We start from the raw sequence: 14851 nt of genomic DNA on the forward strand, positions 1-14851 counted from the left end.
ATCGGAGCCCCATGCCCCCCGCCCCGCTCCTGCGCGTGCGCGATCTCACGATCACGCATCGCGGTGCGGACGACCCCGCCGTGCGGAACCTGTCCTTCGACGTGCGCGCCGGCGAGGTCGTGCTGCTCCTCGGCCCCTCCGGATCGGGCAAGTCGACTCTCGCGCTCGCGCTCGGCGGCCTGATCCCCCACTCGCTCGAGGCCGGGGTCATCGGATCCGTCGCGATCCGGGGCCACGACACCGCGACGACCCCGGTCGCCGTGCTGAGCCGCGACGTCAGCATCGTCTTCCAGGATCCGGATGCGCAGATCGTCACCGGATCCCTGCTCGACGAGGTCGCGTTCGCTCTGGAGAACCTCTGCCTGCCGGTCGCGGAGGTGCTCGATCGGGCGGAGCGGGCCCTGCGCCGGATGGGCCTGTGGGAGCGCAGGCACGAGAATCCCGACCGGCTGTCCGGCGGCGGGAAGCAGCGCCTCGCGATCGCCGCCGCCCTCGCCACCGCCGCGCCCGTGCTGATCCTCGACGAGCCCACGGCGAACCTCGATCCGGCGGGCGCCGCCGAGGTGCACGCCGCGCTCGCCGACATCGCCGGCCCCGACCGGGCGATCGTCCTCGTCGAGCACGATCTCGACGGGGTCCTGCCCCTGGCGACCCGGGCTCTCGTGCTCGACCACGAAGGCCGGCAGGCCTTCGACGGCCCCGCCGCGGAGGTGCTCCGCGCGCACGCCGACGACCTGATCGGGCTCGGGGTGCGCCTGCCCACCGCCGCCCTCGCCGCACGAAGGCTGAACGCCCGGGTACCGGGGCTGCGGGCGGATCCCCTCGACCCGCTCCCGCTCACCGCCGCGGAACTCGAGGACGCGCTGCGTGACCGGGATGCGGGTGCGCCGCTGTCCGGCCGGGACCCGGATGCGCCGCTGTCCGAACCTCCGTCGACCTCGCGGACGATCGGCGCATCGCCCGCGAAAGACCCCGGATCGACGGAGTTCGACGCCACGACCACCACCGAGCCGATCATCACAGCGCGCGGCCTCGCGGTGGTGCGCGGCGGCGTCCCGGTCCTGCACGGCATCGACCTCGACATCGCCCGCGCCTCGATCACGGCCGTCATCGGACCGAACGGCGCGGGCAAGACCACGCTCGTGCAGGCGCTGGCCGGCGTCGTGTCCCCGCCGCGCGGTCGCGTCCTCCTCGACGGGATCGATCCGGCGACGGCGTCGCCGCGCGCCCTCGCCGCCCACCGCGGCTTCGTGTTCCAGAACCCGGAGCACCAGTTCATCGCGCACACCGTGTTCGACGAGCTCGCGCACGGGCTTCGACTGCAGCACACGCCGCCGGCCGAGATCGCCGAACGCGTGCAGGCGATGCTCGACCGATTCGGCCTCGCCGACAAGGCCAGGACGCACCCCTACCTGCTCTCCGGCGGCGAGAAGCGCCGTCTCTCCGTGGGCACCGCGCTCATCGCCCGCCCGAGGATCCTGGTGCTCGACGAGCCGACCTTCGGCCAGGATCTCCGTCGCACCGACGAGCTGCTCGCCCTGTTCCGCGAGCTGCGCGCCGAGGGCACGACGATCCTCCTCGTCACGCATGACCTCGATCTCGTCGTGCGGCACACGACGCACACCGTGCTCGTCGAGGGCGGATCCGTCGTCGCCGCGGGCGCGACGCCGGCGCTGGTGCGCGATGGCGGCATCCCCCTCCCCGCGGCCTATGCGGCGATCCCGCCCGCCCTGCGGACCCTGCTCTCCGACGACGCGGCACCGCCGCGCACCCCGTCCGGCGACGACGGCCCGAGCACGGCAGCCGGCGCGAACCCGGCGGACGACGACGACCCGAGCACGGCAGCCGGCGCCGTCGCGCCCCCTCCCGGCACCCCGGCGGAGAACCCGGCCGCCGCGCGCGCCGACGACCGCTCTCACCTCGATCCCTACGCCGCGCCGCATCCTCCGCACGCCTGGCTGCACCGCCTGAACCCGCTCGCCAAGCTCGGCGCCGTGGTGCCCGCGATGGTGGTGCTGCTGTTCGTGCGCGACCTGGCGACGCCGACGGCGTTCCTCGCGCTCTCCTACGCCGTCGTCCTCACCGGCGCCCGCCTCACCGGACGCGTCTGGGCGCTGCTGCTGGCGGCGGTCCCCGCGGGCGTCCTCGTGCTCGCAGCCGCCATGGCGCTGTGGACGGATCCGGCGCGGGTCGCCGCGACCCCGGAGGTGCTGCGGATCGGCGGCTGGGTGCTGCATGCCGGCGCCCTGGAATCGGGGCTCGCGACGGGCCTGCGGCTCGCGGCGATCCTCGGACTGGCGCTCATCCCGGGTCTCACCACCACCGGCCCCGACCTCGCGCGCGCGGGGGTGCAGCAGCTGCGCGTGCCCTACCGGATCGGCTACACGTCGCTCGCGGCGTACCGGTTCGTGCCGCGGTTCGGCTACGAGCTCGGCGTCATCCGCGCGGCGCATCGGGTGCGCGGAACCCACGGCGGACGGGGCCCGTTCGCTCGGATCGCACGCGGCTGGGGGTACATCGTGCCTCTGCTGGCGAGCGCGATCCGGCATGCCGAGCGCGTGGCGCTCGCCATGGACGCGCGGGCCTTCGGCGCCTATCCGACCCGCACCGAACGGCACGAGGTGCCGTTCGGTGGGCGCGACATCGTCTTCCTCGTCCTGATGCTCGCCGCATCCGCGACGATCTTCGTCCTGTTCTTCCCCTGGCGGCTCTGACCCGACCCCGAAAGGTTCCCGATGGCGTACAGCAAGATGGTCAAGCCGGCCTCGGCCGGGCTCGTGCCCCTCACCGTGCTGCGGACGGAGCGGCTCGCGCCGCACTGGATCCGCGTCACCTTCGGCGGCGGTGAGATCGAGCGGTTCACGCCGATGGGCTACGACCAGTGGTTCCGGCTTTTCCTGCCCGTCGGCGGCGATGCGGGGCTCGGCCGCGTGCCGGCGAAGGCGAACAGCACGCTCGGCTACCTGAAGTTCCTGCGCATCCCCGACGGCGAGCGCCCGGTCATGCGCAACTACAGCGTGCGCGCGTTCCGGCCCGCGACGACCGCCGCCGGCGCCGAGCTCGACGTCGACTTCGTGCTGCACGGCTCCGCCGCCGAGGGGACCGCGGGCCCGGCGTCCCGCTGGGCGGAGACCTGCAGCCCCGGCGAGCCCGTGCTCGTCATCGACGAGGGACTCACCTTCAACCCCGCGCGGGGGACCGACCGGGTCGTGCTCGTCGGCGACGAGACGGCCCTCCCCGCGATCGCATCGATCTGCGCCTCCCTTCCCGCGCACGCGACGGGATCCGTGCTGCTCGAGGCGCCGACCGCCGAGGACGCGCTCGACTTCCCGCATCCCGCCGGCATCGCGGTGCACCGGATCGTGCGCACCGCGGCGCACCGGCCGGGATCGCGCGTCCTCGCCGCCCTGCGCGACCTGTCGCTGCCGGACGCACCGTTCCACGCCTATGCCGCCGGCGAGCAGGCGCTGGCCTCCGGTGCGCGCAAGCTGCTCGTCGGCGAGCGCGGCGTCGACAAGGAGCAGGTGAGCTTCTGCGGGTACTGGCGGATCGGATCCGCCTCGCCCGCCTCTCGCGCCGCACGCGAGGCCGCCGCGGTGCCGCTGAGCTGAGACGCCGCCCGAACCGCCTCGAACCGCCTCCGGGCGCACGGGGCGCCGAAGGCGGTTCGATCCGGTTCGGATCAGCCGGTCGCAGCACGGCTCAGCTGATCTTCTTCCGGTAGATGACGATCGCGGCGGCATAGGCGACGACCAGGATCCCGACCATCCAGGCGAGTGCGATCCCGATGCTGGATCCCACGGGCCGGCCGTCGAACAGCGCGCGGATGGTGTTCACGATCGAGGTCACGGGCTGGTACTCCGCGAACCAGGCCACGGGCCCGGGCATCGACGAGGTCGGCACGAACGCCGAGCTGATGAACGGCAGGAAGATCAGCGGGTAGCTGAACGCGCTCGCACCGTCCACGGTCTTGGCGCTCAGGCCCGCGATCACGGCGAGCCAGGTCAGCGACAGGGTGAACAGGATGAGGATCCCGGCCACGGCGAGCCACGCCCCGACCGAGGCCCCGGTGCGGAAGCCCATCGCGAACGCGACGCCGACCACGATCGCCACCGAGACGATGTTCGCGACGAGCGAGGTGAGCACGTGCGCCCAGAGCACGCTCGATCGCGCGATCGGCATGGACTGGAACCGCTCGAAGATCCCGCCCTGCAGGTCCAGGAACAGCCGGTACGAGGTGTACGCGATGCCCGAGGCGATCGTGATGAGCAGGATGCCGGGCAGCATGTAGTCGATGTACGACTGGTCGGATCCGGTGTGGATCGCCCCGCCGAGCACGTAGACGAACAGCAGCATGAGCGCGATCGGGGTCACCGCCGTGGTGATGATCGTGTCCGGACTGCGCAGGATGTGCTTGAGCGAACGGCCGGTGAGCGTGCCGGTGTCGCTGAGGACGTGACTGGTCATTTCGATGCCTCCTTCTCGGTCTGGCTGCCGGCCGCCGACGGACCGACGAGGGCGAGGAAGACCTCCTCGAGGGTGGGCTGCTTCTCGACGTACTCGACGGTCGTCTGCGGCAGCAGCTTCTTCAGCTCGGCGAGGGTGCCGTTCTGGATGATGGTGCCCTCGTGCAGGATCGCGATCCGGTCGGCCAGCTGCTCCGCCTCGTCGAGGTACTGGGTGGTGAGCAGCACCGTGGTGCCGCCGTGCGCGAGCTCCTTCACGGTGTCCCACACCTCGATCCGCGCCTGCGGGTCGAGGCCGGTGGTCGGCTCGTCGAGGAAGATGATCGGCGGATCGCCGATCAGGCTCATCGCGATGTCGAGCCGGCGACGCATGCCGCCGGAGTAGGTGCCGGCGCGCCGCCCTCCGGCGTCGGTGAGCGAGAACCGGGCGAGCAGGGCGTCGGCGACGGATCCGGGATCCTTCAGGTGACGCAGCTTCGCGACGAGCACGAGGTTCTCCCGGCCGGTGAGGATCTCGTCGACGGCGGCGAACTGCCCGGTGAGGCTGATCGCCTCGCGCACTGCGTTCGGCGCCGCGGCGACGTCGTTGCCGTGCACGGTCGCGGATCCCCCGTCGGCCTTGAGCAGCGTCGACAGGATCCGCACCAGCGTGGTCTTGCCGGCGCCGTTCGAGCCGAGCAGGGCGAAGATGCTGCCCCGCTCGACCTCGAAGTCGACGCCGCGGAGGACCTGCAGGTCCTTGAACGCCTTGGTGACGCCCCGCACGCGGATCGCGGGGGCGGTGAGGGTGGTCATGATCGGTTCCCCTTTCCTTCGGCGTCGTCGATCGCCTTCGCGAACCGGGCGCGCTCCTTGTCGATCCACTCGCGGCCGGCGTACGCCTTGGCGAACGTCTCGGCGAAGTCGACCGGGTCATCGCCGACGATGTCGCGCACCGGGGTGCGGTCGACGGCGGCGCGCTCCCAGAGATCGGCCATGTCGGTGTACATCTGCACCATGGTGTCGCCGTCGGTGATCCCGCCGGCGTACATGAGATAGCGGTGCATCGCGGTGGCGGCCTCCGCATAGGGGGACGGAAGGGCCTCGATGCGGGCCTTGTCCTGCTTGTACTGCTTCTTCTGCTCGAGGGACCCGGTGAGGGCTTCGATCCACTTGGCGGCCATGTCAGGCTCCTTCATTCGTGTCGGTCGTGCGGGTGCTGTCGGTGCGGCGGAGCTGTTCGATGTGCTCTGCGAGGAAGCTCCAGGTCCTCCAGAACTCGGCGAGCTGATCCCGCCCCTGCGTGTTGAGCGAGTACACCTTGCGCGGCGGCCCCTTCTCGGACGGGACCTTCTCGACGTCCACGAGGCCCCTCTGCTCGATGCGCACCAGCAGCGCGTAGACGGTGCCCTCCGCGATGTCGGAGAAGCCTCCGTCCCGCAGCCGCGTGGTGATCTCGTATCCATAGGCCGATCGCTCGGCCAGGATCGCCAGGACGATCCCCTCGAGGGTGCCCTTGAGCATCTCGGTCATCTGACTCGCCATCGCGATCGCCTCCTTCATCTACTCAGTGATGTTGACTACTGGTAGACAGTAACACTGAGTACCGGTACATAGCAACACTGAATACCGAAGTTCTTCCCGCCGGGTTTCCCGCAGGCGGCCGTGCACGGAGAACGCCCTCGGATCCGTGGATCCGAGGGCGTCGGACGACACCGCAGGACGCCGCCGGGCGTCACGTCGCCCGGAGCTCCGCGCTTGCAGGACCCTAGAGCGCCAAGTGAACGCGGAGCGCCTCGTCGAGTGCACCCATGAGCTCCGCGGGGACTCTGCCGACCGGTCGCACGACGCGCTCCACGGCGATCGTGCGGACCTGCTCGGCCTGGGCCTTGGCATCGCGATCGAGCCCGGTAGCCTCCACCGAGAGCAGCACCTGGAAAGGCAGGATCCGGTCCGTGTTCGACGTCAGGGGCACGACCGTGATGGTCGCTCGGATGCTGCGTCCGGCGACCGCGTTGGCCGTGTTGTTGGTCACGATCACGGCCGGACGAGTCTTCCTCGCCTCCGAACCCACCGCCGGATCGAGAGAGACCAGCACGATCTGTCCGCGCCGAAGCGCCCAGCCCTCGTTCACGCGGACGCGGGCGCGAGCCCGTCCCCGACGGCTCCGTCCCACTCCCGGTCGTAGCCCTCGGCATAAGCGGCGGCATAGGCATCGGCGAGACGACTCTCCCGCAGCAGGCGTACCGCCTCCTGGGTGGCGGCCGAGCGGGAGGCGTAACGCCCGTCGCGCGTCTCCGCGTCGAGGAAGGCGAGGTCCTCCTCGCTCAGGCTGAGACTGACCTTCACGTGCGCCACACCCGGGATACTACCAAAGTAGGAGTTCTCTTCCTACCCCTGCGGCGACACCGGCATGCTCAGGCCCAGTCGTCGGCGTGGAGCTGGCGCACACCGTACGCGTGCAGCAGGAACTGCGCCCGCAGCGGAACGCCGAGCGACGACGCCTGCCGCCGCATCGCCCGGGCCCAGAGACGCACATCGTCCTCCTCTCCGCCCACCCGCGCATCGCCGACCCGCTCCCACACGAGCACCACGGCGGCATTGCCGGTGATCTCACGGAGCATTCCGATCCGGTGCGCGAGGGCCTGCGCCTGTGCCACGTCGCCGAGATCGTCGATCGGCACCACCTCGAGCGGGTCGGAGGGATAGTCGGCCATCGGCATGAGCGGCTCACCGAGCCGCCCCCGGCCGTCGATGAAGAGCAGCCACAGCTGCCGCTGGTTCGCGCGGTGGAGCAGCAGCTCCACCGCGTCGCGGAGGTCGTCATCGTCATCGAGCGCGAGATCGCGCAGAGCGTCGGGATTCATGCGCTCAGCCTGGCGGCCCGGCGAAGCGTCCGGCCGGCCGCCCACGGGATCGGTGGAGAACTGCTCCGGATCCGCGATTGTGGAGGACGATCCGGCACGGCGACGAGAAGGGCCCCCGGATCCGTGGATCCGAGGGCCCTTCTGCGCTCAGGAGGCGTTCAGCGCTTGCCCGCGATCTGGCGTCCGACGAGGTCGCGCATGATCTCGTTGGTGCCGCCGTAGATGCGGTGCACCCGGGCGTCGGTGAAGGCCTTCGCGATCGGGTACTCCATGATGTAGCCGTAGCCGCCGTGGAGCTGCACGCCGGTGTCGAGCACCTCCCACTCGCGCTCCGTCGTCCAGAACTTGACCTTCGCGGCGTCCTCGGCCGACAGCTTGCTGTCCTTGTAGGCGAGCAGCGCGCGGTCGACGTACGCCCACATCACCTCGGTGGTGGTGACCATGTCGGCGAGGCGGAAGCGGGTGTTCTGGAAGTCGGCGATGCGCTCTCCGAACGCCTCGCGGTCCTTCGTGTAGGCGATGGTCCAGTTCGTCGCCGCCTCGGCCGCGGCCGCCGCGGCGACGCCGATCGACAAGCGCTCGAGCGGGAGGTTCATCATGAGCTGGATGAACCCCTGACCCTCCTTGCCGCTGATGAGGTTCTCGTCGGGGATGAAGACGTCGGTGAAGCTGAGCTCGGCGGTGTCCCACCCGTGGAAGCCCATCTTGCTGAGCTTCTTGCCCTGGTCGAAGCCCTCCATGCCCTTCTCGACGATCAGCAGGCTGAACGCGTCGGGCCGGTTGCCCTCCCCCGTCTTGACGAAGGTCACCACGATGTCCGCCGTGGTGCCCGAGGAGATGAACGTCTTCGCGCCGTTGAGGATGTAGCCGCCGTCGACCTTCTTCGCGTTGGTCTTGATGCCGCGCAGGTCGGAGCCGGCGCCGGGGTCCGTCATCGCGAGGGCGCCGAGCACCTCGCCGGTCGCCATGCGGGGCAGCCACTTCGCCTTCTGCTCGGGGGTGCCCATGTGCACGAGGTAGGGGACGGCCAGGTCGTCCTGGATCCCGAAGGCCCCGGCCAGCGACCCCGCACCTGCGGCGATGACCTCCTCCATCACGATGGTGCGGAAGCGGTAGTCCTGCAGCATGCCGGCCCCGCCGAACTCCTCGGGCACGGAGAGCCCGATCAGGCCGGCCTCGCCCGCCGCGAGCATGGTCGCGCGATCGATCTCGCCGGCCGCCTCCCAGCGGTCGATGGCCTCGTTCGTGACGTGGCGGCCGATGAAGTCCTTGACGAGACCCCGGAAAGCCTCGTGATCCTCGTCGTAGATGTCGCGTTCCATCGCGCTCCTCCAGATCGTTGATGCGTCTTCGCACTGGCGATCCTATGCGGGATCCCGCGGATCCCGGCGTCGATTGTGGGAATGCATCCCACCCCGCGTGAGACTCCGTGTCACGTTTGTGCGATGGGTCCATACCCCGGACCGGGCGGCCCCGCGCGGCCGGTCAGCCGGGGTACGCCGGGGCCGCGGGGAGCCCGAAGAACTGCTCGAGGGTGGCGTAGCCGCCGTCGTGATAGGCCGTCGCGAGCGGCACGCCGAGGTAGCGCAGATGCCAGGGCTCGGGGTCGTAGCCGGTGACCCCCGTCTGTCCGGCCCCGTAGCGGACGATGAAGCCGTACTGCCAGGCGTTCTGCGCGACCCAGGCGCCGGCGTCGGTGCCGCCGAACGAGTCGATGCTGCCGCAGCCGCCCGCGCAGGAGACGACGTCCGCGGCGAGCCCGGTCTGATGCTCGCTGTGTCCGGGACGGGCGGAGAGCGCGTCCCCCTGCGCCTGTCCGTACTGCGCGATCTGCCCGGAGTAGGTCTGCACCTGGGTGTCGTAGGAGCGGTAACCGCTGGCGAGCGCGATCGTCCCGACGCCCGCGGCATCCGCGGCGGCGGACAGCTGGTCGAGCGCCTGGGCCGTGTCCGCGCGGAGGGAGCCGGCGCCGTCCACCGACAGCGCGACGTCCCCGAACGAGGACGGCGCGAACGTCACCGGGTTCAGGGGGCGCGCCTTGTTCACCACGACCCAGTCGCGGTGCGGATCGGACAGGTCGATGCACGGCGCGTTCCCCGTCGCCACGGCGGCGCGGAACGCGGCACCCCCGCCGAACGCCGACACCACCGCGTCATCCCCGCCCGAGGCCAGCGCCTGCTGCACCGAGGCCTGCCCGCACGGGTCCGCGACGGCGACGGCGCGCAGCCGCACCGCGGGCAGGCTCGTCGCGGCCGCGGGCATCTCGATCCCCGCCACCGCGGCGACCGGATCCGGATCCTCGGCCGCGCCGGCGGGACCGTTCTGCGCCGAGCCGTCGGCGAGCGACCAGAGCGCGCCGATCAGCGCGACAGCCAATCCGATCGTGACGAACAACAGCAGCACCACGCGCGAATGCATGCCGCGAGAGCGTGTCGGGTGCCTCGGGTATGCCACGGCTCCATTCTCACCGCCCGACCTGAAGATCTCCCATCCTCGAATCTTTCTCCCCATCGGCCTTGACCCACTATCGTTCTTATGTTCGAATATCGTCATGAGATGGCAGGGGCAGAGGATCGACGACACCGACGCGCAGGCGCTGCCGGGCATGGAGAACCGCACCGGATTCCTGCGGACGGTGACGACGCCGGAGTTCGCGGGGATGACCTTCCACGAGGTGCTGGCGAAGTCGGCGCTGAACCACGTGCCCGGTCCGTCGAAGATGCCCTTCTCCTGGACGGTCAACCCGTATCGCGGCTGCAGTCATGCCTGCGTCTACTGCTTCGCCCGGGGGACGCACACCTACCTGGATCTGGATGCGGGGCGCGACTTCGACTCGCAGATCGTCGTCAAGGTGAATGTGGTCGAGACGCTCGAGAAGGAGCTGCGCCGGGGATCCTGGAGGCACGAGACGGTGGCCCTCGGGACCAACACGGATCCGTATCAGCGCGCGGAGGGGCGGTACCGGCTCATGCCGGGGATCATCCGCGCGCTCGCGGACTCCGGTACGCCGTTCTCGGTGCTCACCAAGGGCACGCTGATCCGCCGCGACATCCCCGTGCTCGTCGAAGCCGCGACCCGCGTGCCGGTCGACGTGCAGCTGTCGATCGCGATGTTCGACGAGACGCTGCGCGAGGCGATCGAGCACGGGGCGCCGTCGACCCAGGCGCGACTCGACACAGTGCGGGCCCTCAGCGACGCCGGATTCCGGGTGGGGGTGTTCCTGATGCCGATCCTGCCGCATCTCACCGATTCGGTGGCCGCGATCGACGATGCGCTGCGACGGATCAAGGAGGCGGGCGCCGATCACGTGATCTACGGAGCGCTGCACCTGCGGCCCGGCGTGAAGCCGTGGTTCCTCCAGTGGCTCTCCGAGCATCGGCCCGACCTGCTGTCGTCGTATCGGGCACTGTACCCGGGTGCGGCCGCCGAGGCCCCGAAGGACTACCGGCAGTGGCTCGGCCGGCGCGTCAAGCCGCTGATCCGACTGCACGGTCTCGAGGCGCTGCATTCCGAGGACCGTCCCGCCCGCGCACGCGGAACGGCTCCGGTGCGCGCCGTGCGCGCACCGGAGCCGTCGGCGACCCTGTTCTGACGTCCGCGGCCTCCGCCGCGGAGCCGGATCCGGGCTCAGTACCAGTTCGTGGCCTGCGAGTGACCCCAGGCCGAGCAGGGGCTGCCGTACACGCTGGAGATGTAGCCGAGGCCCCACTTGATCTGCGTGGTCGCGTTGGTGGCCCAGTCGTCGGCGATGGTCGCCATCTTGTCACCCGGCAGCGCCTGCGGGATGCCGGTCGCACCGGACGGGTTGTAGGCCTGGTAATCCCAGCCCGACTCCTTGTTCCACAGCGAGTTCAGGCACTGGAACTGGTCATCACCCCAGCCGTACTCGCTGGCCATCAGCTGCTGCGCGGTGGCGCGGGCGCCGTCCGGGGTGTTCGCGGCAGCCTGCGCCTCCGCGGCCGCCTGGGCCTCCGCGGCGGCCTGGGCCGCGGCCGCGTCCGCCGCCTGCTTCTGCGCGACGGCGTTGTTCAGGTTGCCGCGCACCTCGGTCACCTGCGCTTCGACCTTCTCCGAGTAGTCGGCGACGGCGACGGCGAGGTCGGTGTGCACGGCGGCCTTGTCGGACGCCGCGTCGGACAGCACCTCGTGCGCCGAGCGGAGCCCGGTCACGTCGACGATCTTGCGCCCCTGCCCGAGATCGAGCCCCGACGCCTTCACGTCGGCGTTCACGGCGGCGGCATCGCTCATCGCGGTCTTCGCGGTGTCGAGCGCGGCGCGCACCTGCGAGCGCTGGTTGTAGGCGGTCACGTCGTCGACCTGGGCGATCGCCGGAGCGGCGGCGGCGACGGTCGGCGCGACGAGCACGGCCCCGCCGACGGCGAGGGCTCCGAGCACGGCGGCGGCGCCGACGATGGTGACGGTCTTGCGACGGGCAGAGCGGAAGAACGGGTTTCTCGACATGACGAAGTAACGATCCTTGAAGTCCTCGGGGCCGCTCGGGTAGCGGCGCAACGCCCTCGGGTCGGGCGTACAAGGTAACGATCCTGCATCACTGTTCCTGGGAGCCCACCGAGGATCCCGAGATGTAGCAAGATATTTTGCTCGAATTCCCAGGTTCGGATCCACGCGGTCGTCGGGGCCCTGTTGCGGCCGTCTCGACCCGATGTCGGTGCCGGCCGATACCGTCGCCCCATGGTGAACCTCCGCCCCTGGCAGCCCGGAGACCGACCGCTGCTCGATGCCTTCAACACCCCGGAGATGACGGCGCATCTCGTCACGACCGAGAGCGCGGAGGAGCTGGAGCAGCGACATCTCCGCTACCTGAAGGAGGACCTGCCGGGGCGGATGCTCGTGATCGTCGACGGGTCGGAGCCCGTCGGATCGATCGGCTACTGGGAGATCCACGAGGGCGAGAAGGTCGCCTGGGAGACCGGATGGGGAGTTCTTCCGCAACACCAGGGCCACGGCTACGCGGGGCTGGCGCTTGACGAGCTCATCGGCGTGGTCCGTGCCGACGGACGACATGACGAGCTCCATGCCTATCCGTCCGTCGACAACGCGCCGTCCAATGCGCTCTGCCGTCGCGCGGGCTTCGTCCTGCGCGGCACCACGCCGTTCCCGTTCCGCGGCGGCGTGCTCCTCAGCAACGACTGGGTCCTGGACCTCTGAGACGACGAAGGGCCGACGGGCGAGGATCCAGGATCCTCGCCCCTCGGCCCTTCGTGTCGCTCGGGGTGCGTCGCGATCAGGAGGTGAGATCGGCCGCGGTCGGCACGCGACCGGCGATCTCCTCGATGAGGTCGTCACCGAGGCGGGCCTCTTCGAACGGCGCGTCGATCTCGGCGCGGTCGAGCAGCTCGGTCATGCGGCGGCGGCGCTGACGGGTGATCAGCGTCACGACGCGGCCCGCGTTGCCGGCGCGCCCGGTGCGGCCCGCGCGGTGCAGGTACGTCTTGTACTCGTCGGGGGCATCGGCCTGCACGACGAGGTCGATGTCGTCGACGTGGATGCCGCGCGCGGCGACGTCCGTCGCGACGAGCACGTTCACCCGTCCGGAGGTGAGCTTCTGCAGGTTGCGGGTGCGCTTGGCCTGGTTCAGATCGCCGTGCAGCGAGACCGCCGGGATCCCGGCGTCCTCGAACTGCTCCGCGAGCTGCTCGGCGAAGGCGCGGGTGCGCGAGAAGACGAGGGTGCGCCCGTCACGATCGACGAGGGAGGCGAGGATCTCGGGCTTGTCCCGGTGCTCGATGACGAGCACCCGGTGCTCGATCGTGCCGGAGTCCTGGGTCTCGCCGGCGACTTCGAACACGGCCGGATCCACGAGGAACTCGTCGACGAGGGCGGCGACCTCGCGGTCGAGCGTCGCCGAGAAGAGCAGCTTCTGGCTGGAGGCCCCGCCGGGAAGCGCGGTGCCCGTGTGGCGCAGGATCCGCTGCACGGGCTCGACGAACCCGAGCTCGCACATGTGGTCGGCCTCGTCGAGCACGGCGATCCGCACGTCGGAGAGGTCGAGCTTGCCCTGGTTGATGAGGTCCTCGATGCGGCCGGGGGTGCCGATGACGATGTCGACGCCCTTCTTGAGCGCGCCGACCTGGCGGGCCTGCGGCACGCCGCCGTAGACCTGCGTGGTGAACAGCCCCACGCTGCGCGCGATCGGCTGCACCGTGCGATCGATCTGCAGCGCCAGCTCACGCGTGGGGGCGAGGATGATCGCCCGCGGCGCGCGGCCGAACTCGCGCTTCTTGCCCTTCTGCGACTGCAGGATGCTCTCGACGAGGGGGGCGCCGAAGGCGATGGTCTTGCCGGATCCGGTGCGCCCGCGGGCGAGCACGTCGCGGCCCTCGAGCACGGCGGGCACCGACGCGGCCTGGATCGGGAACGGCGTCTCGGCGCCCATGTTCGCGAGGATCTCGACGATGTTGGATCCGAGTCCGAGGTCGGCGAACGTCACGTCCGCGACCTCCGCCGCCTGCACCGTCTGCGCCTCGAGGCGCTCGTGCACGACGTCTTCCAGCTGCTCCTGCTTCGGCACGCGGTCCGTGCCGCGGTTCCAGTCGTCGCGCGCCGGACGCGCCGTGCGCCGGTCGTCGCGGCGGGGACGGTCGTCCCGGTCGAAGCGCGGACGCTCGTTCCGCTCGAAGCGCGGACGCTCGTTCCGGTCGTCGCGGCGCGGACGGTCGTCCCGGTCGAAACGCGGACGGTCGTCCCGCTGCGGCCGGTCGCTGCGGTCGTAGCGCGGGCGCTCGGCCCGACCGGCACGGTCCTCGTAACGCGGACGGTCGTCGCGCTGCGGACGATCGTTCCGGTCATAACGGGGACGGTCGTCGCGCTGCGGACGGTCATTCCGGTCGAAACGCGGGCGCTCGGCCCGACCGGCACGGTCCTCGTAACGCGGACGGTCGTCGCGCTGCGGACGATCGTTCCGGTCGAAACGGGGACGCTCGGTCCGGCCGGCGCGGTCGTCGTAGCGCGGACGGTCGTCGCGGCGCGGACGGTCGTCCCGATCGAAACGGGGACGCTCGTCCCGGCGGTGCGGGGCGTCGATGCGGCCGGACTCGGCGCGGTTGCGGATCGCGCGCGACTCGTCGCGGCCGGCGCGCTCCTGCGCGGACCAGCGCTGCTTCGGCGCGCGCTCGCCCGCAGCGGGCTCGGCGCGGTAGCCGCGATGGTTCGGGGAACGGCTTCCGGGACGAGAGTCCACGCGGCGGTCGTCGCGGGCCGGGCGGGCGTCGCGGTCGTAGCCGCCGCGACCGGACTCGCCGTCGCGGGCCGGGCGGCCCTGGTTGTGGCGATCGTGGAAGGAGGTCTTCTTCGCGTAGCGCGGCTCGAAGTTCGCTGCCGGGCGTCCGCCCTTGGGCTTGTGGTTCTTGGGCACGGGTATGTCCTTGTCTGGTTCTCGCACGAGAACAGCGCCCCGCCGCCCTCGTGGGGCGCGGGGATACCCGGGCAGTCGTCGGCCGGGGGCCATTCATGTGATGGATGAAGCGCTCGGCGACGTCCGCCGAACTCACCATCGGCCCCTGGGCTCACACACAATCG

At 71.0% G+C, this 14851-nt stretch carries 15 protein-coding genes; 4 read left to right on the forward strand and 11 right to left on the reverse strand.

All coding sequences use genetic code 11. From position 1 onward, the window contains the following. Nucleotides 1-11 precede the first annotated feature (11 nt). On the forward strand, nt 12-2714 hold the full coding sequence (locus J8G10_RS19645) for an ATP-binding cassette domain-containing protein (protein ID WP_374208790.1): 2703 nt from the start codon (nt 12-14) through the stop codon (nt 2712-2714). 21 nt (nt 2715-2735) lie between these two features. Continuing rightward, nucleotides 2736-3611 carry a siderophore-interacting protein gene (locus J8G10_RS16425; protein ID WP_251447388.1) on the forward strand — a complete coding sequence of 292 codons (876 nt, stop codon included), beginning with the start codon at nt 2736-2738 and terminating at the stop codon, nt 3609-3611. A gap of 91 nt (nt 3612-3702) precedes the next feature. Here the strand turns inward: J8G10_RS16425 and J8G10_RS16430 are convergent, their stop codons facing one another. From J8G10_RS16430 to J8G10_RS16470, 9 genes are all read right to left on the reverse strand, one after another. Further along, a complete protein-coding gene (locus J8G10_RS16430) occupies nt 3703-4467 on the reverse strand; it encodes an ABC transporter permease (protein ID WP_251447391.1) in 765 nt (254 codons plus the stop codon). Continuing rightward, complete coding sequence (locus tag J8G10_RS16435; protein ID WP_251447394.1) at nt 4464-5261, reverse strand: ABC transporter ATP-binding protein; 798 nt, start codon at nt 5259-5261, stop codon at nt 4464-4466. Before J8G10_RS16435 ends, J8G10_RS16430 begins: the two co-directional genes overlap by 4 nt. Further along, the gene (locus J8G10_RS16440; protein WP_251447398.1) at nt 5258-5629 is read right to left on the reverse strand and encodes a DUF1048 domain-containing protein; all 372 of its coding nucleotides are present in this window, start codon (nt 5627-5629) and stop codon (nt 5258-5260) included. The genes J8G10_RS16435 and J8G10_RS16440 overlap by 4 nt, the downstream gene beginning before the upstream one ends. A 1-nt stretch (nt 5630) precedes the next feature. Then, the gene (locus J8G10_RS16445) at nt 5631-5990 is read right to left on the reverse strand and encodes a PadR family transcriptional regulator (RefSeq protein WP_251447401.1); all 360 of its coding nucleotides are present in this window, start codon (nt 5988-5990) and stop codon (nt 5631-5633) included. 223 nt (nt 5991-6213) lie between these two features. Next, nucleotides 6214-6621: a type II toxin-antitoxin system PemK/MazF family toxin gene (locus J8G10_RS16450; RefSeq protein ID WP_308220722.1), complete on the reverse strand. Its 408-nt coding sequence runs from the start codon at nt 6619-6621 to the stop codon at nt 6214-6216. Then, a complete protein-coding gene (locus J8G10_RS16455) occupies nt 6576-6803 on the reverse strand; it encodes a ribbon-helix-helix domain-containing protein (protein WP_251447406.1) in 228 nt (75 codons plus the stop codon). Before J8G10_RS16455 ends, J8G10_RS16450 begins: the two co-directional genes overlap by 46 nt. A 59-nt stretch (nt 6804-6862) precedes the next feature. After that, nucleotides 6863-7312 carry a hypothetical protein gene (locus tag J8G10_RS16460; protein ID WP_251447409.1) on the reverse strand — a complete coding sequence of 150 codons (450 nt, stop codon included), beginning with the start codon at nt 7310-7312 and terminating at the stop codon, nt 6863-6865. 158 nt (nt 7313-7470) lie between these two features. Next, nucleotides 7471-8634 (reverse strand): acyl-CoA dehydrogenase family protein, encoded by a 1164-nt coding sequence (locus J8G10_RS16465; protein WP_251447412.1) that lies wholly within the window; start codon nt 8632-8634, stop codon nt 7471-7473. 163 nt (nt 8635-8797) lie between these two features. Beyond that, nucleotides 8798-9730 (reverse strand): D-alanyl-D-alanine carboxypeptidase family protein, encoded by a 933-nt coding sequence (locus tag J8G10_RS16470; protein WP_251447414.1) that lies wholly within the window; start codon nt 9728-9730, stop codon nt 8798-8800. A gap of 133 nt (nt 9731-9863) precedes the next feature. Here J8G10_RS16470 and J8G10_RS16475 point away from each other — a divergent pair, with 133 nt between their 5' ends. Next, complete coding sequence (locus J8G10_RS16475; protein ID WP_251447417.1) at nt 9864-10904, forward strand: Rv2578c family radical SAM protein; 1041 nt, start codon at nt 9864-9866, stop codon at nt 10902-10904. Nucleotides 10905-10939: 35 nt separating this feature from the next. Here J8G10_RS16475 and J8G10_RS16480 read toward each other — a convergent pair whose 3' ends face one another. Beyond that, nucleotides 10940-11773 carry a phospholipase gene (locus tag J8G10_RS16480; RefSeq protein ID WP_251447420.1) on the reverse strand — a complete coding sequence of 278 codons (834 nt, stop codon included), beginning with the start codon at nt 11771-11773 and terminating at the stop codon, nt 10940-10942. Nucleotides 11774-12004: 231 nt separating this feature from the next. Between J8G10_RS16480 and J8G10_RS16485 the strand changes: the two genes are divergently transcribed. Continuing rightward, nucleotides 12005-12481, forward strand: coding sequence for a GNAT family N-acetyltransferase (locus J8G10_RS16485; RefSeq protein ID WP_251447422.1), 477 nt, complete (start codon nt 12005-12007; stop codon nt 12479-12481). Nucleotides 12482-12557: 76 nt separating this feature from the next. Here J8G10_RS16485 and J8G10_RS16490 read toward each other — a convergent pair whose 3' ends face one another. Then, nucleotides 12558-14687 carry a DEAD/DEAH box helicase gene (locus J8G10_RS16490; protein WP_251447424.1) on the reverse strand — a complete coding sequence of 710 codons (2130 nt, stop codon included), beginning with the start codon at nt 14685-14687 and terminating at the stop codon, nt 12558-12560. Nucleotides 14688-14851: the final 164 nt, after the last annotated feature.

Origin of the sequence: Microbacterium sp. USTB-Y, assembly GCF_023703415.1 — a bacterium.
Lineage (GTDB): Bacteria > Actinomycetota > Actinomycetes > Actinomycetales > Microbacteriaceae > Microbacterium.

Excerpts from the sequence above, each read along its gene's own strand:
- J8G10_RS19645 (WP_374208790.1), top strand. The coding sequence starts at position 12 with ATGCCCCCCGCCCCGCTCCTGCGCGTGCGCGATCTCACGATCACGCAT.
- J8G10_RS16425 (WP_251447388.1), top strand. The coding sequence starts at position 2,736 with ATGGCGTACAGCAAGATGGTCAAGCCGGCCTCGGCCGGGCTCGTGCCC.
- J8G10_RS16430 (WP_251447391.1), bottom strand. The coding sequence starts at position 4,467 with ATGACCAGTCACGTCCTCAGCGACACCGGCACGCTCACCGGCCGTTCG.
- J8G10_RS16435 (WP_251447394.1), bottom strand. The coding sequence starts at position 5,261 with ATGACCACCCTCACCGCCCCCGCGATCCGCGTGCGGGGCGTCACCAAG.
- J8G10_RS16440 (WP_251447398.1), bottom strand. The coding sequence starts at position 5,629 with ATGGCCGCCAAGTGGATCGAAGCCCTCACCGGGTCCCTCGAGCAGAAG.
- J8G10_RS16445 (WP_251447401.1), bottom strand. The coding sequence starts at position 5,990 with ATGGCGAGTCAGATGACCGAGATGCTCAAGGGCACCCTCGAGGGGATC.
- J8G10_RS16460 (WP_251447409.1), bottom strand. The coding sequence starts at position 7,312 with ATGAATCCCGACGCTCTGCGCGATCTCGCGCTCGATGACGATGACGAC.
- J8G10_RS16465 (WP_251447412.1), bottom strand. The coding sequence starts at position 8,634 with ATGGAACGCGACATCTACGACGAGGATCACGAGGCTTTCCGGGGTCTC.
- J8G10_RS16470 (WP_251447414.1), bottom strand. The coding sequence starts at position 9,730 with ATGCATTCGCGCGTGGTGCTGCTGTTGTTCGTCACGATCGGATTGGCT.
- J8G10_RS16475 (WP_251447417.1), top strand. The coding sequence starts at position 9,864 with ATGAGATGGCAGGGGCAGAGGATCGACGACACCGACGCGCAGGCGCTG.
- J8G10_RS16480 (WP_251447420.1), bottom strand. The coding sequence starts at position 11,773 with ATGTCGAGAAACCCGTTCTTCCGCTCTGCCCGTCGCAAGACCGTCACC.
- J8G10_RS16485 (WP_251447422.1), top strand. The coding sequence starts at position 12,005 with ATGGTGAACCTCCGCCCCTGGCAGCCCGGAGACCGACCGCTGCTCGAT.